This is a genomic window from Sphingomonas humi, from assembly GCF_039536725.1.
In the GTDB taxonomy this organism is placed as follows: Bacteria; Pseudomonadota; Alphaproteobacteria; order Sphingomonadales; family Sphingomonadaceae; genus Sphingomicrobium; species Sphingomicrobium humi.
Window position 1 is genome coordinate 289,677 of sequence record NZ_BAAAZD010000001.1, and the last position, 18,490, is coordinate 308,166.

General features: G+C 67.5%; 17 protein-coding genes and 1 tRNA gene. 10 read left to right on the top strand and 8 right to left on the bottom strand.

What is annotated here, in order from left to right; genetic code table 11:
• Positions 1-51: 51 nt before the first annotated feature.
• Positions 52-660 (top strand): TIGR04282 family arsenosugar biosynthesis glycosyltransferase, encoded by a 609-nt coding sequence (locus tag ABD729_RS01320; protein WP_344708354.1) that lies wholly within the window; start codon positions 52-54, stop codon positions 658-660.
• On the opposite strand, the gene ABD729_RS01325 is transcribed toward ABD729_RS01320, so the two are convergent.
• A complete protein-coding gene (locus ABD729_RS01325; RefSeq protein ID WP_344708355.1) occupies positions 626-1,024 on the bottom strand; it encodes an acyl-CoA thioesterase in 399 nt (132 codons plus the stop codon). The two genes, ABD729_RS01320 and ABD729_RS01325, sit on opposite strands and share 35 nt — an antisense overlap.
• The gene (locus ABD729_RS01330) at positions 1,021-3,108 is read right to left on the bottom strand and encodes a S9 family peptidase (RefSeq protein WP_425564864.1); all 2,088 of its coding nucleotides are present in this window, start codon (positions 3,106-3,108) and stop codon (positions 1,021-1,023) included. The genes ABD729_RS01325 and ABD729_RS01330 overlap by 4 nt, the downstream gene beginning before the upstream one ends.
• Before the next feature lie 142 nt (positions 3,109-3,250).
• Here ABD729_RS01330 and ABD729_RS01335 point away from each other — a divergent pair, with 142 nt between their 5' ends.
• The 5 genes from ABD729_RS01335 to ABD729_RS01355 all read left to right on the top strand — a co-directional run bounded on the left by ABD729_RS01335 (position 3,251) and on the right by ABD729_RS01355 (position 7,959).
• A complete protein-coding gene (locus ABD729_RS01335) occupies positions 3,251-5,035 on the top strand; it encodes an aminopeptidase P family protein (protein WP_344708356.1) in 1,785 nt (594 codons plus the stop codon).
• Positions 5,032-5,583 (top strand): hypothetical protein, encoded by a 552-nt coding sequence (locus ABD729_RS01340; protein ID WP_344708357.1) that lies wholly within the window; start codon positions 5,032-5,034, stop codon positions 5,581-5,583. The genes ABD729_RS01335 and ABD729_RS01340 overlap by 4 nt, the downstream gene beginning before the upstream one ends.
• Before the next feature lie 284 nt (positions 5,584-5,867).
• A tRNA-Thr gene (locus tag ABD729_RS01345) sits at positions 5,868-5,942 on the top strand.
• A 95-nt stretch (positions 5,943-6,037) separates the two neighbouring features.
• Entirely contained in the window at positions 6,038-7,039 is a 1,002-nt protein-coding gene (locus ABD729_RS01350) for a threonine aldolase family protein (RefSeq protein WP_344708358.1), read from the top strand.
• Complete coding sequence (locus tag ABD729_RS01355) at positions 7,036-7,959, top strand: DMT family transporter (protein WP_344708359.1); 924 nt, start codon at positions 7,036-7,038, stop codon at positions 7,957-7,959. The genes ABD729_RS01350 and ABD729_RS01355 overlap by 4 nt, the downstream gene beginning before the upstream one ends.
• Here ABD729_RS01355 and ABD729_RS01360 read toward each other — a convergent pair.
• Positions 7,956-9,224 carry a M48 family metallopeptidase gene (locus ABD729_RS01360; protein ID WP_344708360.1) on the bottom strand — a complete coding sequence of 423 codons (1,269 nt, stop codon included), beginning with the start codon at positions 9,222-9,224 and terminating at the stop codon, positions 7,956-7,958. The two genes, ABD729_RS01355 and ABD729_RS01360, sit on opposite strands and share 4 nt — an antisense overlap.
• Before the next feature lie 123 nt (positions 9,225-9,347).
• Here ABD729_RS01360 and pepN point away from each other — a divergent pair, with 123 nt between their 5' ends.
• Positions 9,348-11,957 carry an aminopeptidase N gene (gene pepN, locus ABD729_RS01365; RefSeq protein ID WP_344708361.1) on the top strand — a complete coding sequence of 870 codons (2,610 nt, stop codon included), beginning with the start codon at positions 9,348-9,350 and terminating at the stop codon, positions 11,955-11,957.
• Between the two features lie 26 nt (positions 11,958-11,983).
• On the opposite strand, the gene ABD729_RS01370 is transcribed toward pepN, so the two are convergent.
• The 5 genes from ABD729_RS01370 to ABD729_RS01390 are packed head-to-tail and all read right to left on the bottom strand — an operon-like array spanning position 11,984 to position 15,682.
• Positions 11,984-12,277 carry a GIY-YIG nuclease family protein gene (locus ABD729_RS01370; RefSeq protein ID WP_344708362.1) on the bottom strand — a complete coding sequence of 98 codons (294 nt, stop codon included), beginning with the start codon at positions 12,275-12,277 and terminating at the stop codon, positions 11,984-11,986.
• 50 nt (positions 12,278-12,327) lie between these two features.
• Positions 12,328-12,894 (bottom strand): ABC-type transport auxiliary lipoprotein family protein, encoded by a 567-nt coding sequence (locus ABD729_RS01375; protein WP_344708363.1) that lies wholly within the window; start codon positions 12,892-12,894, stop codon positions 12,328-12,330.
• A complete protein-coding gene (locus tag ABD729_RS01380; RefSeq protein ID WP_344708364.1) occupies positions 12,894-13,847 on the bottom strand; it encodes an MlaD family protein in 954 nt (317 codons plus the stop codon). The genes ABD729_RS01375 and ABD729_RS01380 overlap by 1 nt, the downstream gene beginning before the upstream one ends.
• 9 nt (positions 13,848-13,856) lie before the next feature.
• Complete coding sequence (locus tag ABD729_RS01385; RefSeq protein WP_344708365.1) at positions 13,857-14,645, bottom strand: ABC transporter ATP-binding protein; 789 nt, start codon at positions 14,643-14,645, stop codon at positions 13,857-13,859.
• Positions 14,645-15,682 (bottom strand): ABC transporter permease, encoded by a 1,038-nt coding sequence (locus ABD729_RS01390; protein ID WP_344708366.1) that lies wholly within the window; start codon positions 15,680-15,682, stop codon positions 14,645-14,647. The genes ABD729_RS01385 and ABD729_RS01390 overlap by 1 nt, the downstream gene beginning before the upstream one ends.
• 219 nt (positions 15,683-15,901) lie before the next feature.
• Here ABD729_RS01390 and ABD729_RS01395 point away from each other — a divergent pair, with 219 nt between their 5' ends.
• Genes ABD729_RS01395 through ABD729_RS01405 form a run of 3 tightly spaced genes read left to right on the top strand, consistent with a single transcriptional unit; the run spans position 15,902 to position 18,488 of the window.
• Positions 15,902-17,011: a CDP-alcohol phosphatidyltransferase family protein gene (locus ABD729_RS01395; RefSeq protein WP_344708367.1), complete on the top strand. Its 1,110-nt coding sequence runs from the start codon at positions 15,902-15,904 to the stop codon at positions 17,009-17,011.
• Complete coding sequence (locus ABD729_RS01400) at positions 17,008-17,802, top strand: NTP transferase domain-containing protein (protein ID WP_344708368.1); 795 nt, start codon at positions 17,008-17,010, stop codon at positions 17,800-17,802. Before ABD729_RS01395 ends, ABD729_RS01400 begins: the two co-directional genes overlap by 4 nt.
• Before the next feature lie 17 nt (positions 17,803-17,819).
• Entirely contained in the window at positions 17,820-18,488 is a 669-nt protein-coding gene (locus ABD729_RS01405) for an HAD family hydrolase (RefSeq protein WP_344708369.1), read from the top strand.
• Positions 18,489-18,490: the final 2 nt, after the last annotated feature.

Below are 18,490 nucleotides of genomic sequence, written 5' to 3' on the forward strand. Positions count from 1 at the left end.
GCGCCCAAGTTTCAGTCGCCCCTTGGGCGGGGTTACCCTAGTGCCGACGCCATGCCCCCTGCCCGCCTCGTCATCTTTACCCGTTACCCCGAACCCGGCCGGGCCAAGACCCGGCTGATCCCGGCGATCGGGGCGGAGGGCGCTGCCGCGGTTCATCGCCGGCTGACCGAGCAGACGGTGGCGGCGGCGCGGGCATCGGGGCTGGCAATCGAGGTCCGCACCACCGGCGCGCCGCATGACCGGTTCGCGGACTGGCTTGGCCACGACCTCGTCTTTGTCGACCAGGGCGAGGGGGATCTTGGCGAGCGGATGCAGCGTGCGTCGTCGCCGCTGCCGGTCCTGTTCATCGGGTCCGACCTTCCCGACCTTCGCGCCGGGCACCTGGCCGAGGCGGCGAAGCTGATCGAGAGCGGGCGCACCGTCCTCGGCCCGGCGGAGGATGGCGGTTACTGGGCGCTGGGCCTGACCGAAGCTGCCGATTATCTCTTCGCCGACATGCCGTGGAGCACCGACGAGGTGTTCCGCCTGACCGCCGCGCGGCTGGCCGAACGCGGGATCGTCCCGGCGCTGCTGCCGACGCTGTCCGATTGCGACACCCCCGAGGACCTCGCGCGCTGGCCCGCGCTCAGCCCAGGAACGGCGCAACGATCTCGGGGGTGATGCGCTGCGGCCGGCCGGTCGCCTTGTCGAGCATCGCCCAGGTGGTGCGGGCTTTCACCAGCACCTTTCCGTCGGGCCCGGTGAATTCCATGAAGCGGTCGAACCTTGCCCCCTTGGGCGCGTCGCCGACCCAGGTCTTTCCGGTCACCACGTCACCGACCAGCGCCGGGCGCAGATAGTCGATCTCATGGCGGATCACGACCCACACGAAGGCGTCGCGATATTGTTCGGGCGCGGTTGCATACCAGTGGCTGGTCGCGACCGTCTGGATCCACTGCACCCACACCGCATTGTTGACGTGCCCGAGTTCGTCGATGTGTTCGGGAAGCGCGGTGAGGGTGAGCGAAAAGGTGGGCGTGGTCACTTCTCCACGCCCAATTGCGTCAGCACGAACGCCTGGTCTTCCGCCGTTTCGCGCAGGGAATCCCAGCGTCCGGACTTGCCGCCGTGGCCAGCGCCCATGTTGGTCTTGAGCATCAGGAGGTTGTTGTCGGTCTTGCTGGCGCGCAGGCGGGCGACCCACTTGGCGGGCTCCCAATAAGTGACGCGCGGGTCGTTCAAACCGGCGGTGACCAGCATCGGCGGGTAGGCCTGGCGCTTGACGTTGTCGTAGGGGCTGTAGCTGAGCAGCAGCTTGAAGGCGTCGGGATCGGTGATCGGATTGCCCCACACCGGCCATTCGCCGGGCGTCAGCGGAAGCGTGTCGTCGAGCATGGTGTTGACCACGTCGACGAAGGGCACGTCGGCGATCACCGCGCCCCACAGCTTGGGATCGGTGTTGACCACCACGCCCATCAGCTTGCCGCCCGCCGAGCCGCCCTGAATGGCGATCCGGCCCGGCTTGGCGAAGCCCGCGGCGTTCAGGCCCTTCGCCGCATCGACGAAGTCGTGGAAGGTGTTCCAGCGGTTCTTGGCGGTGCCGTCGAGATACCAGCCATAGCCAAGGTCGTCGCCGCCGCGGATGTGGGCGATGGCATAGGCGAAGCCGCGGTCGAGGAGGCTGAGGCGCGTCGAGGAGAAGCTTGGCGGGATGGCATAGCCGTAGGCGCCATAGGCATAGAGGAAGAGCGGCTGGCTGCCGTCCTTCCGATAGCCCTTCTTGTAGACGACGCTGACCGGCACCTTCTTGCCGTCGCGCGCGGGGAGCATGAGGCGCTCGGTGACATATTGCGACGGGTCGTAGCCCGACGGGATCTCCTGAACCTTGAGCGTGGTCAGCTTCCTCGTCTTGGGGTCATAGTCGTAGACCGTGCCGGGCGTGACCATCGAACTGTAGCTGAGGCGGTAGGCGGCCGGCGCATATTCGGGATTGCTGCCGAGGCCCGCGGTGTAGCTCGCTTCGGTGAACGGCACGCGTTCCGACGCGCCGCTGCGATAGTCGCGCAGGGTCAGCTGGTCGAGGCCATCGACCCGGCTGGTGATCGCGAGATGATCGCGAAAGGCCGTGATGCCGCGAAGGTAGGTGTTGTCGGAGCCCGGGACGACCTCGCTCCACTCCGCCGGTTGCTTGGGGTCGGCGGAGGCGATGCGGAAGTTGATGTGTTTGTCGTTGGTCAGGATCCACAGCTTCCCGTGCGCCGCGTCGGCCTCGTAGAGGCGATTTTCCTGGCGCGGGCTGATCAGCACCTGGGCCGCGAGCGGATCGGCGGCGGGAACGAAGCGCACTTCGCTCGTGCGATTGTCCCCGGCCGAGATGAAGATCGTGCCCTCGTCCTGGCTCTTGGCGAGGCCGACCGAAAAGCCCTTGTCCTTTGTTTCCTCGTAGAGCGTGCGGGCGTTCTTCGGGTCATCGCCGAGGCGGTGGTAGCGGGCGCGGTAGCTGCGCCAATTGTCGTTGACCTCGGTGAACAGCACCGCCTTGCCGTCGGCGCTCCACACCGGGGCGCCGATCCCGACTTCGGTCACGGTTTCGAGGTCCTTGCCGGTCGAGAGGTCGCGGATCTTGAGCTTGAAACGTTCGGAGCCGTTGTCGTCGACCAGCACGGCGGCGAGGCGGCCGTCGGGGCTCACCTCCATCGCGCCGAGGCGGAAATATTCCTTGCCTTCGGCTTCCTTCACCTCGTCGTAGATGAGCTGGTCGGCGCCGCCCGCGACGGGCTTGCGATACCATTGCCGGTACTGCGCGCCGGGCTGGAACGCCCACCAGTAGAGCCAGTCGCCGTCCTTGGTCGGGACCGAGCGGTCGTCCTCCTTCTGGCGGCCCTTCATCTCCTGAAACAGGGTGTCGACCAGCGGCTCGTGCGGCTTCTTCCAGGCTTCGAAATAGGCGTTCTCGGCCTTGAGATAGTCGAGCACGTCGGCGTCATCGACCTTGGGATAGCCCTTGTCGCGCAGCCAGGCGTAGTCGTCCTGGACCTTGATGCCGTGGCGTTCGAAGGAGGTCGGGCGCGGCTCGGCGCGGGGAGGCTGGGGAAGTTGGGTCATCGGGGCTTTCTGGGCTGTGGCCATCGGGGCCGAAACTTGGGTGCCGGCGAGCAGGGCCGCGGCGGCGAGGAACAGGCGCATCGAGAAACCCCCATCTGGTATTGGCGCACCGTGGCGCAAGAGAGGAGCTTTCGTCCACCCCGCCGATGGCGCTAGGACGGGCGGCATGAGCATATATTCCGACCGCCTCGCCGCCCTCCGCCAGCAACTCGCCGCCCAGGGCCTCGACGGCTTCGTCGTCCCGCTGACCGACGAGCATATGAGCGAATATGTCGGCAGCTACGCCCACCGCCTCGCCTGGCTGACCGGGTTCGAAGGATCGGCCGGGTCGGCGGCGGTGCTGGCCGACAAGGCGGCGATGTTCACCGATGGCCGCTACACGCTGCAGGTCCGCCAGCAGGTCGACGCGGCGGACTGGTCGTATCAGTCGGTCCCGGAAACCAACGTCACCGACTGGCTGAAGGCCGAGGCGCCGGCCGGCGCGCGGATCGGCTACGATCCCTGGCTTCACCGCAAGGACTGGGTCGAGCGCACCCGCCAGGTGCTGAAGGACAAGAACGCCGAGCTGGTCGCGGTCGAGGCCAATCCGATCGACGCCGTGTGGAGCGATCGCCCCGACCGCAGCAAGGCCGCGCTGATCGTCCATCCCGAGCGCTTCGCCGGCCGGTCCAGCGCCGACAAGCGGCAGGCGGTCGCCGACTGGCTGAGCGAACAGGGCGCCGATGCGGCGGTGCTGGCCGCGCTCGATTCGATCGCCTGGACCTTCAATCTGCGCGGATCGGACGTTTCGAACACGCCGGTCGCCCTCGCCTTTGCCTTGGTCCATTCGGACGGCACCGCCGACCTGTTCGTCGAGGGCGAAAAGGTCACCGCCGAGGTCCGCCAGCATCTTGGCAACGGGGTCCGGCTGCACGAGCGCGCGGCGTTCGAAGCCATGCTCGGCGAGCTTGGCGGCAAGACGGTGGCGGTCGATCCCGAACGCTCGGTCGCCGCAATCAGCGAGGCGCTGGAAAAGGCCGGGGCGAAGATCATCGCGCTGCGCGATCCCACCGTCCTTCCGCGCGCCATCAAGAATGAGGCCGAGATCGCCGGCCAGCGCGCTTCGCAGGAGCGGGACGGCGCGGCGATGGTCCGCTTCCTCAAGTGGGTCGAGCAGACCGACGGCCTCGATGAACTGAAGGCATCCGACCGGCTGGAAGCGATCCGCCGCGAGGATCCGACGCTCAAGGACCTGAGCTTCAGCAGCATTTCAGCGTTCGGCGGCAATGCCGCGAGCCCGCATTATCATTCGACCGAGAAGAGCAACGTGCCGTTCCGGCCGGGCTCGCTCTACCTGATCGATTCGGGCGGCCAGTATGAGGATGGCACCACCGACATCACGCGCACGGTGGCGGTCGGTGAACCGAGCGAGGAGATGCGCGAGCGCTTCACCCGCGTGCTGCAGGGCCATATCGCGATCGACACCGCGATCTTTCCCAAGGGCACGCGCGGCGGTCAGCTCGACAGCTTCGCGCGCAGGCCGCTGTGGGAAGCGGGGCTCGATTATGCCCATGGGACCGGCCACGGCGTAGGAAGTTTCCTGTCGGTCCACGAAGGCCCGCAGCGTATCGCCCCGACCGGCGGCGCCTATGCCGGCGGCGATGAACCGCTGCAGGCGGGAATGATCCTTTCCAACGAGCCCGGCTATTACAAGGAGGGCGAGTACGGCATCCGGATCGAGAACCTCGTGCTGGTCGTGCCGGTCGAGGTGGCGGGCGCGGACAAGGAGTTGCTCGGCTTCGAAACGCTGACCTTCGCCCCGATCGACCGCCGCCTGATCATGGTCGACCTGTTGAGCCCGCGCGAACGCACATGGCTCAACGATTATCACGCCGAAGTCGTGCGCCGGATCGGCCCGCGGCTCGGCGCGGAGGACAAGGCGTGGCTGGAGGAAGCCTGCGCGCCGCTGTGAGGGGTCGGGCCAAGGCAAGCCGCGAGGGTCCGTCGCGTGGGCAGGGTGCGTTTCTCGCGCCGGTCCTGGCCCTGACGCTGCTCACCTCCTGCGATGAAGCGCGGCAACCTCCCGCTGCCTTCTCGTTCGAAGGCTTGCCGGTAGCCGGCAGCATCGCCGATGCGCAGCGCGCCGGTTTCACCAATTGCGTTTCGCACAACATCGACATGCGGTGCCGCAAGGAAGGCGTGTCGCTGAAGCGGCACGGGCCCTTCAGCGCCGCCGTCGACCTTCAAGGTGGCGGGGGTGAAGGCGGCTTCGACCACCTCATCCTGTGGAATCCCTCGGATCAGAGCGCGCTGGTGGCCATCACTACCCAGCTGCGCGGCGAGGGCTGGAGCGAATGCCTGACGCCCGTAGGGGACGCCTGGAAGGGTCAGGCCATCTACCAGCGCAAGGGCGCACCGATCTTTTACTCGCTGGACTTGACCTACTGGGACCGGCGCACCCTCAAACTATATCCCGCCGCGCCTGCGAAGATTCCAGCCTGCCAGGCAGCGCCGCGCTGACAGGGTTGCCGGCCTTCAAAGCAAGCGCGCGCGGCCGTTTGATCGGGGCCGCACCGCCGGCCTTCAGTGACGCCTGAACCCCTCCGCGATAGCGACCGATCTTCAGTCTTGCGGCGGCTCGGGCGACTTCTCCGGAGGCCTGGCCGGAGCGCCGGCCGCCTTCCGCTTGCGGAGGTTTTCGCGCAACGCTGCGGCGAGGCGCGCTTCTTTATCCTTTTCATTCATTCCTTTTCCTTGACACCTCATGGGGCTGACGGCCATAGGCCCGCCCGTCTCCGGACAGTGCTGCCGTAGCTCAGTGGTAGAGCGCATCCTTGGTAAGGCTGAGGTCGTGAGTTCAATCCTCACCGGCAGCACCATTTTCCCCCGCCGTGGGGTTTCCCGACACCATCGGTGAATTAGTCACTCCGGCCCGGCTTTCGCCCGGCCGGTGCGATGGCTAGAGGCGTAACGCATGCGCTTCTTCTCCGACAATGCCGCGGCGGTTCACCCGGCCGTGTTCACGGCAATGGCCGAGGCCGACCGGCTCGACACCGCCTATGACGGCGATGCGTGGAGCAAGCGGCTCGACGCCGCCTTCGGCGCTTTGTTCGGGCGCGAGGTCAGCGTCCTGTGGGTCACCACCGGGACCGCTGCCAATTGCCTGGCGCTGGCCGGGCTGGTCCCGCCCTATGGCGGCATCCTCTGCCACCGCGAGGCGCATATCCAGGTGGACGAAGCCGGCGCGCCCGAATTTTTCACCGGGGGCGCCAAGCTGCTGTTGGTCGACGGCCCGGGCGCCAAGCTGACCGTCGATGCGCTGGAGGACGTGCGCAGCCGCATTCGCGCCGACGTCCACCAGGTCCAGGCCAATGCCCTGTCGATCACCAACGCCACCGAATATGGGCTGGTCTACACCGCCGGGGAAACCGCCGCGCTCGGCGGCTGGGCGAAGAGCCACGGCCTTGGCTTCCACCTCGATGGGGCGCGCTTTGCCAATGCAGTCGCGTCGACCGGCGCGAGCCCGGCCGCGCTGACCTGCGACGCCGGGGTCGACGCACTGAGCTTCGGCTTCGTCAAGAACGGCGGGCTGTCGGCCGAGGCGCTGGTCCTGTTCGACCCCGAACTTGCAGACGGTATCAAGCGCCGCCGCAAGCGTTCGGGCCACCTGCTGAGCAAGGGCCGCTATCTTGCCGCGCAGCTGCTGGCGATGATCGAAGGCGAGATCTGGCTGGCCAATGCCCGTGCCGCCAATGCCGCCGCGCGCCGCCTGGCCGACGCGGCGGGCGAGCGCCTGGTCTTTCCGGTCGAGGCCAATGAGGTGTTCCTCAAAGTGTCGGCCGCCGAAGCCGCGGCGCTGCGCGCGAAGGGCTTCGACTTCTACGATTGGGGGGTCGGCGAGGCGCGGCTGGTGACCAGCTGGAACCAGGACATGGACGCGGTCGAGGCGCTGGCGCGGGCGATCGAAGCGTTGTGAGCGCGCCGCTCAGCCGGGGTACGGTTCTTCTCTTCTTCTGCACCATCACGCTGATCTGGGGATCGACCTGGATCGTCATCCGCGACCAGCTGGGCGTGGTCCCGGCGCACTGGTCGGTGACCTATCGCTTCGTCATCGCCGCGCTTGCGATGGCCGCCTACACCAAGTGGCAGGGCAGCGGGCTCAAGCTTCCGCCGGGCGCGTGGAAGATCGCGGCGCTGTTCGGCTTCTGCCAGTTCTGCGTCAACTTCAACGCCGTCTACCTTGCCGAACACCACATCACGAGCGGGCTGGTCGCCTGCGTCTTCGCGCTGCTGCTGATCCCCAACAGCCTGCTCGCCTGGGCGTGGACCGGCCACAAGCCGAGCCGCAGCTTCATCCTGTCCGCCATTCCGGCGGTGGGCGGGATCGCTTTGTTGTTCTGGAACGAGGTGCAGAGCGCCCGCGCGCCGATCGACCAGGCCGCGCTCGGCATCGGGCTCACCCTGCTGGGCGTGATGGGCGCGAGCGTTTCGAACGTGCTCCAAACGACCGAGCGGGCGCGGGCGATCGCGCTTCCGACCATGCTGACCTGGGGGATGATCTTCGGCGCGACCTTTGACGGGCTGTTCGCGCTCGCCGTCAGCGGCCCGCCGGTGTTCGACCCGCGCCCCGGCTACTGGCTCGGCCTCGGCTACCTCGCGCTGTTCGCCTCGGCGCTGGCGTTCAGCCTCTACATGCCGATCATCCGTACCATCGGCCCCGGCCGCGCGGCCTATTCGAGCGTCATCGTGCCGATCATCGCCATGGCGCTGTCGACCGCGTTCGAGGGCTATCGCTGGACGGTGCTGGCGGTGGCCGGCGCGGTGCTGGCGATGGCGGGCATGGTGTGGGCCCTGACCAGCCGGCACGAGGTGGTGCCGACCCCGGTCGCCGACTAGGGCGCCTTCGCCGGCAGCGGTGCGGGCCGCAGGATCACGCGCTGTTCGGGCGGCAACTCGTTCAGGTGCCGCGCTTTCCACTCCATCGACATCTTCGCCCGGTTGTAGCCCGAGGGATGGTCGAACATCATCATCTCCTCGAGCTTGCCCGGTTCGAGCTTGCGATATTCGGACAAACGCATGGCGACATGGGCAAAGCCGTCGGGCTCGCGCGCCGCATCGAGGCCGAAGGCGTCCGCCTCCACCTCGTTTATGCGGATGATCGAGTTGGTGATCGGCGTGGCGAGGAACAGCCCGAACGAGAAGAGGATGAACAGGAGGGGCAGCGAGGCGGGGTCGCCGACCTCCCGGACGCCCCACCGCCGCCCGTAGCGCGCCAGCAGCCGCGGCGCGGCCCACCAGGCGAACAGGAAGATCGCCAGGAATACGAGGCCGAAGGTGGCGAGCATCCTTCCGACATGGTTCAGCACATAATGGCCAAGCTCATGCCCCATCACAGCCTTCACCTCGGCAGGTGAGGTGCGGTTCAGGAGGTTGTCGTTGAGGCTGATGCGGATCGTCGGCCCGATGCCGCTGACATTGGCCGAGATGCGGTCGGTCTGCTTGGACGCGTCGAACACGTAGACATTGTCGGCGGGCACCTTGTTGGCCTTGGCCATCGCCAGGATCTCGGTCCGGAGCGGGCCGTCCGCCATCGGCTTGTAGGTGTTGAACAGGGGCGAGATGAACACGGGCGCGAGCAGCGCGCCGAAGGTCAGCAGCCCCAGCGTGACGCCGGTCGCCCACAGCCACCAGCTGCGCGAAAAACGGCGGATCACGGCATAGACCAAGGCGACGGCGAGCGCGCCGAGCAGGAGGTCGATCAGCAGCGAGGTGGCCTGTTCCGTCCCCCATGCCGCGAGGGTCTGGTTCGACATGCCGTACTGATGTTCGCGCGCGAAGCCGGTGTAGATGGACCAGGGCAACAGGATGAGGCTGGTGACGAGAAGGTAAGGCAGCCAGTAGAGCATCGTCCGGACCGATGGGCGGCGCGCCTTGCGGGCGGCCCATGCGCTCCACGCCGCCGACCAGCCGAAGTGCAGCGCCAGCCAGTTCACCGCCGCGCCGATCAGGAAGCCCCACAGAACCAGCCAGTAGCCGCCTTCGAAATAGGCGTCGGAGCGGGCGCGCGTGACGCCCTGCACCATGTCGAGATAGGCGCGCGTCGCGGCCTCGACGTCGAAGCCGCCTGTCGCGGCTGCGGCCAGCATGGTCGTGATCGTCATGAGCGTGATGTTCCCCCTCGCAGGCGCCAGCTTATCGCGGCGGCGATGGTTCGCCACACTGCTTCGACGGGTGGACAGGCAGCAGGTTGTCTTGAGGCGGGTGCGGCGACTAAGTCCTTCCCCATGCTCGATATCCGCTCCGGCCTCGAGGCCGCCGCTGCCGCACCCGCTCCGCCCGTCATCCGCCGCGAGGATTATCGCGCGCCCGACTGGCTGGTGCCCGAGGTGGAGCTGGCGTTCGACCTCGACCCGGCGCGCACGATCGTCCGCGCGCGGCTGAGCGTCACCCGCAACGGCGAGCATGATCGCCCGCTCCGCCTCGACGGCGAGGAGCTGGAGCTGCTGGCGCTGCGGGTCGATGGCGAAGCGCGCGAGGCGAGGTTCGAGGACGGGCGGCTGGTGGTCGACCTCCCAGGCAGCTCGGCCGTGATCGAAACCGACGTCGCGATCGCGCCCGAGAAGAACAGCCAGCTGATGGGCCTGTACGCTTCGGGCGGGATCCTCTGCACCCAGTGCGAAGCCGAGGGCTTTCGCCGCATCACCTACTTTGCCGACCGGCCGGACGTACTGAGCCGCTACCGCGTGCGGCTCGAGGCCGACAAGGCGCGCTTCCCGGTCCTGCTGGCGAACGGCAATCCGATCGAGCAGGGCGATGCGGCGGACGGCCGCCATTTCGCGCTGTGGGAAGATCCCTTCCCCAAGCCCTGCTACCTGTTCGCGCTCGTCGCCGGCGACCTCCAGTGCAACCGCGACAGCTTCACGACGATGAGCGGCCGCGAGGTCGAGCTCGGTATCTGGGTGCGCGAGGCCGACCTCTCCAAGACCGCGCTGGCGATGCAGGCGCTGAAGGACAGCTTCGCCTGGGACGAGCGGACTTATGGCCGCGAATATGACCTCGATCGATTCAACATCGTCGCGGTCAGTGACTTCAATTTCGGGGCGATGGAGAACAAGGGCCTCAACATCTTCAACACCCGTTACGTGCTGGCCGATCCGGAAACCGCGACCGACGGCGACATCGACGCGGTCGCGGCGGTGGTCGCGCACGAATATTTCCACAACTGGTCGGGCAACCGGGTCACCTGCCGCGACTGGTTCCAGCTGAGCCTGAAGGAGGGTCTGACGGTCTTCCGTGACCAGGGCTTCAGCGAGGACATGGGCAGCGCGGCGGTGCAGCGGATCGACCAGGTCCGCACCCTGCGCGCCGCGCAATTCCCCGAGGACGCCGGCCCGCTGGCCCACCCGATCCGCCCCGACAGCTATCTCGAGATCGCGAATTTCTACACCGCGACGGTGTACAACAAGGGGGCCGAGGTGATCCGCATGATGCGGACGATCCTGGGACCCGAGGCCTATCGCAAGGGCACCGACCTTTATTTCGAGCGGCACGACGGGCAGGCCGTGACCTGCGAGGATTTCGTGCGCGCGATGGAGGATGCGAGCGGAGTCGATCTCAAGCAGTTCAGGCTGTGGTATTCGCAGGCCGGGACGCCGACCGTGCAGGCGCGGCTGGAACAGGACGGCGAGGGCACGACGCTGCACCTTGCGCAGCAGGTCCCGCCGACCCCGGGTCAGTCGGACAAGCAGCCGATGGTGATCCCCTTGCGGGTCGCGCTGATCGGGGCCGAGAGCGGTCGCGAGGTGGCGGCGGAGCAACTGGTACTGCTGACCGAAGGCGAGCAGACGGTCGACCTCGGCACGGTTGGCGAGCCTGCCTTCCTGTCGATCAATCGCGGTTTCTCGGCTCCCGTCCTGGTCGACGCGGTGCGCAAGCCCGGCGAGATCGAGGCGTTGGCGGCGGGCGACAGCGACAGCTTTGCCCGGTTCGAGGCCGGACAGGAACTGATGACCCGCGACATGCTGGCGGCAATCAGGAACGGCGGCGCGGTGGAGGTCGAGGCGATCGTCGCCGCGGTCGGCGCGACGCTACGCAGCCAGTCGCTCGACCCTGCTTTCAAGGCCGACGCCATTGCGTTACCGGGTGAAAGCCTGCTGATCGAGAAGCTCGATGCAGCCGATCCGGCGCGCGTCCACGAGGTGCGCGAGGAGGTGCGCCGGGCGATCGGGACGCGCCTCGGCGAGGATCTCCAGCGCGCCTATACTGCTGCAAGCGCGGCCGATCCGACCAGCCTGTCGGGCGCGGACAAGGGCCTTCGCCGCCTTCGCGCGGCGACACTGGCCTTGATCGCAGCCGGCGATGCCAAGCTCGGTGCGAGCCTTGGGCAGCAGCAATATGAAGCGGCGCGGACGATGACCGAACGGCAGTCGGCGCTGATGGTGCTGGCGATGCTGGGGACCGATGCGTCGGGCAAGGCGCTGGACGACTTCTTTACGCGTTTCGAGGACGATCCGCTGGTCATCGACAAGTGGTTCGCGGTGCAGGCGTCGGTGCCGGACGAGAGCAATCTGCATGTGGTCGAGGCGCTGCAGCAGCACCCTGCCTTCACGCTCGCCAACCCGAACCGGCTGCGCGCGCTCGCCGGCAGCTTCGCCGGCACCCCGAGCGCATTCCACCGCGCCGATGGCAAGGGTTACGACTGGCTGGCCGAGGTGATCGTCGCGGCCGACAAGCTCAACCCCCAGACGGCTGCGCGGTTCGTCGCGCCGCTCGGCCGGTGGCGGAAGATCGAGCCGGGCCGCGCCGCCAGGATGCGCGCCGCGCTGCAACGCATCCTCGCCGAGCCGGGGCTCAGCAAGGACGTGTTCGAACTGGCAAGCAAGAGTTTGGGATAAGCGTCGTCCCGGCGAAGGCCGGGACCTCAGGCGAGGTGAAGCTGGTCGGCCAGATTGCGCCACTCGGGATTGCGCTCATGGATCAGCCGCAACTTCCATAGCCGCGGCCACTCCTTGATGCATTTCTCGCGGTGGATGGCTTCGACGATGTCGGAGTGTCGCTCAGCGAACACCAGCAGCGAGCAATTGTAGCGTTTGGCGAATTGCGAGCCGACGCCGCTGAGGTGCCGAGCCAGGCGCTCGCCCAGATTGGCGGTCACTCCCGTATAGAGGACGCCGTGCGGCTTATTGGTCAGGATATAGACCCAGCCCCCTTGCACCTGTGCGCCCTAGCCGATCGAGGTCCCGGCCTTCGCCGGGACGACGGTCATCAGCCGCCGATCCAGCGGGCGACCTGCAGCGCGACGTCGTTGGCGGCGGCGTTGATCGCGGGGCCGACCGTCGCCGCGGTGCCGTCCGCGGGCGCGCTGGCGGTGAAGCGCCGGGTCTGCACCGTGGCGCCGCGGGTTGCGGTCGCGTCATAGGTGACGATCACGCGGCCGCTCGCCATGTCCTGGCCGAAGCGCTGGAGGATGCCCGAGACGCGGGTGCCCGGGTCGATGCCGGTCTGCTTGGGATCGATCACCACGCGGTTGGTGGTGCGCCGGATGGTCTCGCTCAGCAGCTGCTGGAACAGGCGGTCGGGCGTTTCGAGATACTGGACATCCTTGACGTAGGTGACCTGGCCCGGAGCTTCGAGCACCGGCATCCGGACCTGGCGGATTTCCTTGGCCGCGATCGGCAGTTCGATCGTCACCGCTTCGCCTGCCGCGGCGGTCCGGTCGAAGCTGGCTTCGGCCGCGCTCGGAGTCAGGGTCAGCAGGGTCGGCGGGACCTTGGCGCCGCCAAAGCAGCCCGCGAGCATCAATGCGGCGGCAAGGGGGAGGAGCAAGCGCATCAGCGGGACTTTCCAGCTTTGTGATCGGGGAGCTTGGGCGCGCCGAGCAGGCTGCCGGCGCCGCCCTGTTCGAGCCGCGAGGAAACGCCCTCGAGGTTGGAGGTCAGGTCGCGCAGGTCGCGGATCAGGCGGTTGACCTCGGGAAGGGTCGACTTGGTCAAATTCTGGACGCCGGGGCGGGCATCGTTGACCAGGGTGTCGATGTTGGCGGTGGTCCGCTGGATCGACTCCATCGACTTCTGGAGGTTCTGCGTGGCGGGCCGGATATCCTGCTGGACCAGCTGGTTCGAGCTTTCGGCCAGGCGGGCGACGCGGTCGGCGGCGATCCCGGCATTGCGCGCGGCGATGCGGGCTTCGGCCATCGTGTCGCCCAGTTCGGGCGCGCGGTCGGCCAGCACCTTCGAGGTCTTGTCGATATTCTCGAGGATGTCGCTGATCGCATTCTGGTTGCGATCGCTCAGCAGCTCGGTCAGCCGCTCGGTCAGGCGCTGAATGCGCTCAAGCAGTTCCGGTGCCGAATTGAGCAACGCGCCAAGCCCGCCGGACGAGCTCGGCACCACCGGGCAGCCCTGCGGCCCCAGCTGGGTCAGCGGCCGCGCGCCCTTGACCGCGCCGTCCAGCTGCACTTCCGAAACGCCGGTAAAGCCGACGCCCTTGATCTGGGCTGTCGTGCCCTGCAGCACTGGCGTCGAATCATCGACCTCGATCCGCACCCACACGAATTCCGGACGATCGGGCAGCAGCGAGATCTTGGTGATCTGGCCCACCGGAACGCCCGCGAAGCTGACGTTCGACCCGCGATTGAGGCCGCCGACGCCCTGGCTGAAATAGACGTCGAAGCATTTCCGCTTCTCGGTGTTGAGCCCCACGATCCACACCGTGAAGAACAACAGCCCCACCAGCAGAGCCAGGACGACGGTGCCGACCAGCACCTGGTTCGATCGGGTTTCCATCTCTTCTCGCTATGCCGCTGCCGCGCGGCCGCGCGGTCCGTTGAAATATTCCTGGATCCAGGGGTGATCGAGCTTGAGCAGCCGATCGATCGTGTCGACCGCGATCACTTTCTGATCGGCCAGCACCGCGACCCGGTCGCAGATGGCGTACAGGCTGTCGAGGTCGTGGGTGATGAGGAACACCGTCAGGTCGAGCCGCTCTTGCAGACCCTTGATCAGCTGGTCGAAGGCCTGCGCACCGATCGGGTCGAGGCCCGCGGTCGGTTCGTCGAGGAACAGGAGCTCGGGGTCGAGCGCCAGCGCCCGCGCCAACCCGGCGCGCTTGCGCATCCCGCCCGACAGCTCGCTCGGAAACTTCGAGCCGGCCGTTTCGGGCAGCCCGGACATGACGATCTTGTAGCTCGCGATCTCGTCGAGCAGCGGCTGCTTGATGAAAGGAAAATATTCGCGGATCGGGACCTGCACGTTTTCGGCCACGGTCAGCGTCGAGAACAGGGCCCCGTTCTGGAACAGGATGCCCCAGCGACGGCGGATGTTCTTGGCCTCGTCCTCGGGCCGGTCGATCATGTTCTCGCCGAGCACCTCGATCTCGCCCGCGGTCGGGCGCTGGAGGCCGATGATCGAGCGCATCAGCACCGACTTGCCGGTCCCCGACCCGCCGACCACGCCGATGATCTCGCCCCGCCGCACATCGAGGTCGAGGTCCTGGTGGACGATCTGATCGCCGAACCGATTCTCGAGCCCGCGCACGCGAATGATCGGGATTTCGTCGTCGGGGAGGATGGGGGAGGAATCCATCAGATCCACCCTACCGAGCTGAAGAACACCGCGAACACCGCGTCGAGCACGATCACCAGGAAGATCGACTGGACCACCGCCGCGGTGGTCTTGAGCCCCACCTGTTCGGAATCGTTGGCGACCAGCATCCCCTGAAAGCAGCCGGCCAGCGCGATGATGAAGCCGAACACCGGCGCCTTGATGAGGCCGACCCAAACGTCGGTCGCCGGAACCACTTCCGCGATCCGCTGGATGTAGGTGAGCGGCGGGATCTCCAGCCCGATCCAGCAGAACACGCCGCCGCCGATGATCGCGGTCAGCATCGCCCAGAAGGCGAGCAGCGGCATGATGAAGATGGTGGCGAGGATGCGTGGCACGACCAGCGCTTCGACCGGCGACACGCCGATGGTGCGCATCGCGTCGACTTCCTCGGTGATCTTCATGGTCCCGATCTGCGCCGCGAAGGCCGAGCCCGAACGGCCGGCAACCATGATCGCGGTCATCAGCGGCCCCAGTTCGCGCACGGTGATCCGGCCGATGAGGTTGATGGTGTAGACCTCGGCCCCGAACTGCTGGAGCTGGACCGCGCCCTGCTGGCCGATGACGATGCCGATGAGAAAGCTCATCAGGCCGATGATCCCGAGCGCGCGCACGCCGACCACGTCGAACTGCTGGACCAGGGCATTGTAGCGGAAGCGCCTGGGATGGGTGATCACCGCCACCAGCCCGATCAGCGTCGCACCGAAGAAGCCGAGCAGGCCGGTGAAGGTCCGTCCGGCCTCCATCACCCAGTGGCCAAGCTCGCCGACCGCACCGATCTTCTTGGGCCGCCGGACGTCGCCAGGCCTGTCGGCCTGGGCGACCTGGTCGAGCAGCTTGGCGACGTCATCGCTGGCGCCGGTCACTTCGGCGCCGCGGTCGCGGACGGTGCGATGGATCAGCCAGGCGCCGACGGTGTCGATCCGTTCGACCCCAGACAGGTCGATCGCCACCGGGTCGGGGCGCGCATCGATTTCGCGCTGGATCGAACCGGCGCGTGCAATGGTCAACGCACCCATGGGCGCGAAGACGTGAGTGTCCGTATCAGGCAGCGCCGCCGAGGCCATTAATCGGCGACATGCCTGTAAAGCGGGGGATGGGCAAGCATCGCTGAGTTAACGCGAGCAAAAGCGTTTCGGGTCCATTACAATCACCGCTCTCCCCTTGCGCTTTGGCCCTGGCCGTCAAATCTGCCTTGTTCTTGCCAGCATTTCGGGCTTTGCCGAACCTTGACCCTCATGGCCGATGCTCCCGCCTCCCCCGCCGCAGTCCAGTTCGTCGCCGTCGGCGATCCCCCGGTGCGCCTGTTCGGCCGGACCGCCCGGACGCGCGCCGAGCAGGTGGCCGCCAAGGCCGGGCTGGTCCCCGCCGCCAGCGACGACAGCGCGCGCGCCAGGATCGTCGCCGACATGGCCTACGCCTGGGACCCCGCCTGGCTGTCGGAACTGAAGAGCCACCCCGGCTCGGCGCTGCTGCTCGACGGCAAGGCAGTGATGATGCACCTTGAAGCGGGAACGGTGCGCGACGGCTTCGATCCGGCCGGCCTGACCCCGATCGATGCGCGCACCGCGACGCTGAGCTATGCGCTGCTGCGCAAGCGCGACCGGCCGTTCGTCATGCCGCTCGACCCGGGCGATCCGCTGCCGGTCGAGCGCGCGCTGTACGATGCGTCCTACAAGGGCGTGACCGATCTCCTGACGCTTTACCTTTGGCGGCGCCCGGCCTTCTGGCTGACCCGCTGGGCGGCCGAGGCCCGGATGACCCCCAACCAGGTGTCGCTGATCGGCATCCTGTTTTGCCTCGCCGCCTTCTGGGCATTCTGGAACGGCGACTATTGGACCGGCGTCGCGACCGGCTTCGTGTTCATGGTGCTCGACACCGTCGACGGGAAGCTTGCCCGCTGCACCGGCCAGTCGAGCAGGTGGGGCGATATCCTCGACCACGGGGTCGATCTCATCCATCCGCCCTTCTGGTGGTGGGCCTGGCTGCACGGCCTTGGCGCTGCGGGACACCAGCTCGAGGAAGTCTACAAGGGCGGCCTCCTTGCGGTCATCGTCGGCACCTATGTCCTCGGCCGTATCATCGAGGGCATCTTCGTCTGGCGCTTCAAGATGCACATCCACGTCTGGCGCGCGATCGACAGCCGGTTCCGGCTTATCACCGCCCGGCGCAATCCCAACATGGTGATCCTCGTCGCGGCACTGGCAATCGCCCGCCCCGATCTCGGGATCGAGCTGGTCGCCCTGTGGTCGGTGCTGAGCCTGATCTTCCACATGGTGCGCCTGGCGCAGGCCGAGGGACAGGCGGCGCGCGGCCGTCCGATCACCAGCTGGCTCGACCAGTCGTGACGGCCGACCGCGCCGCGACCGGCCCCGAACAATGGACCGTGCTGCTGCTGGCCGGCGCACGGCCGGGCGGGGACGCGCTGACGCAAAGCCTTGGCGTCGACTACAAGCCGCTGCTTCCGATCGAAGGCGAGCCGATGCTGCTTCGGCCGCTCCGGGCTCTGCTCGCCGTCGAGCATGTCGCGGCGGTCCGGGTGCTGACCCAGCAGGTCGATCGCCTCGCCGCCCTCATGCCCTCCGACCCGCGGGTGACGGTCGAACCTTCTGACCAGACCATCGCCGCCACCATGCAGCGGATCTGCGCCGATCCAGCCACCCGCTTCCCGCTGCTGGTGACCGCCGCCGACCATGCCCTCCTCACCCCTGCGATGGTGCGGGAGTTCATCGCCGGCTCGGCCGAGTGCGATATCTCGATCGGCTTCGTCAGCCGCTCCAACATGCTGACCCGCTTTCCCGACGCGCAGCGGACCTGGCTTCGCTTCGGGCAGGAACGCTACAGCGGCGCCAACCTGTTCGCGCTGCGAACGCGCGCCGCCCGCATCGGCATCGAGCGCTGGCGCGCGGTCGAACAGGACCGCAAGAAGGGCTGGCGCGTGCTGCTGCAGATGGGGCTGCCCCTGTTCCTTGGCGCGGTGCTTCGGGTCCGAGACCTCGACGCCACCGCCCGCGGCCTCAGCCGAAGCCTCGGCATCGTCATCAAGGGCATCGTGCTCAGCGATCCCACCGCCGCCATCGATGTCGACAAGCCGGCGGACTACACCCTCGTCAACGACATCCTCGCCGGCCGCGCCTGACAAGACGGACATAGACATTGGACCTGGCGATCTACGACATGGACCGGACCGTCACCCGGCGGCCGACCTACACCAATTTCCTGCTGCATTGCGCGATCCGGCGCGCGCCGTGGCGGCTCGTGTTCCTGCCAATCGTGGTGGGGTCGATGCTGGCCTATGTCGCAAAGCTCATCACGCGGGCGCGGCTGAAGGAGATCAACCACGCATTGCTCCTCGGGCGGAGCATCCGCACCACCGAGCTGAAGCTGCTGGTCGACAGCTTTGCCGACGCCGAAGTCGCCCACAACATTCGGCCCGGAGCGCGCGCCGCCATTGCCCGCGACCGGGCTGAGGGTCGCCGCATCGTCATGGCGACGGCGAGCTACCGCTTCTACGCCGCCGCCATCGCCGACCGACTCGGCTTCGACGACGTCATCGGTACCGGTGCGATGCTCGGCCTCGACGAGCGGCTGCTGTCGCGCATCGACGGGGAGAATTGCTATGGCGAGGCCAAGCTCCGGATGATCGCCGACTGGGTCGAGAAATCGGGCCTGACCGGCAAGCACGGCCATGTCCGTTTCTACAGCGACCATGTCACCGACGCGCCGGTCTTCGAATGGGCCGACGAAGCGGTCGCGGTGAACCCGCACGGCAAGCTTCGCGACCTTGCGGGACGGCGCGGCTGGGCGGTCGAGGATTGGGGCTGAGG

Coding starts and splice junctions, on each gene's coding strand:
- ABD729_RS01320 (WP_344708354.1), top strand. CDS start 52: ATGCCCCCTGCCCGCCTCGTCATCTTTACCCGTTACCCCGAACCCGGC.
- ABD729_RS01330 (WP_425564864.1), bottom strand. CDS start 3,108: ATGGCCACAGCCCAGAAAGCCCCGATGACCCAACTTCCCCAGCCTCCC.
- ABD729_RS01335 (WP_344708356.1), top strand. CDS start 3,251: ATGAGCATATATTCCGACCGCCTCGCCGCCCTCCGCCAGCAACTCGCC.
- ABD729_RS01350 (WP_344708358.1), top strand. CDS start 6,038: ATGCGCTTCTTCTCCGACAATGCCGCGGCGGTTCACCCGGCCGTGTTC.
- ABD729_RS01360 (WP_344708360.1), bottom strand. CDS start 9,224: ATGACGATCACGACCATGCTGGCCGCAGCCGCGACAGGCGGCTTCGAC.
- pepN (WP_344708361.1), top strand. CDS start 9,348: ATGCTCGATATCCGCTCCGGCCTCGAGGCCGCCGCTGCCGCACCCGCT.
- ABD729_RS01375 (WP_344708363.1), bottom strand. CDS start 12,894: ATGCGCTTGCTCCTCCCCCTTGCCGCCGCATTGATGCTCGCGGGCTGC.
- ABD729_RS01380 (WP_344708364.1), bottom strand. CDS start 13,847: ATGGAAACCCGATCGAACCAGGTGCTGGTCGGCACCGTCGTCCTGGCT.
- ABD729_RS01385 (WP_344708365.1), bottom strand. CDS start 14,645: ATGGATTCCTCCCCCATCCTCCCCGACGACGAAATCCCGATCATTCGC.
- ABD729_RS01390 (WP_344708366.1), bottom strand. CDS start 15,682: ATGGGTGCGTTGACCATTGCACGCGCCGGTTCGATCCAGCGCGAAATC.
- ABD729_RS01395 (WP_344708367.1), top strand. CDS start 15,902: ATGGCCGATGCTCCCGCCTCCCCCGCCGCAGTCCAGTTCGTCGCCGTC.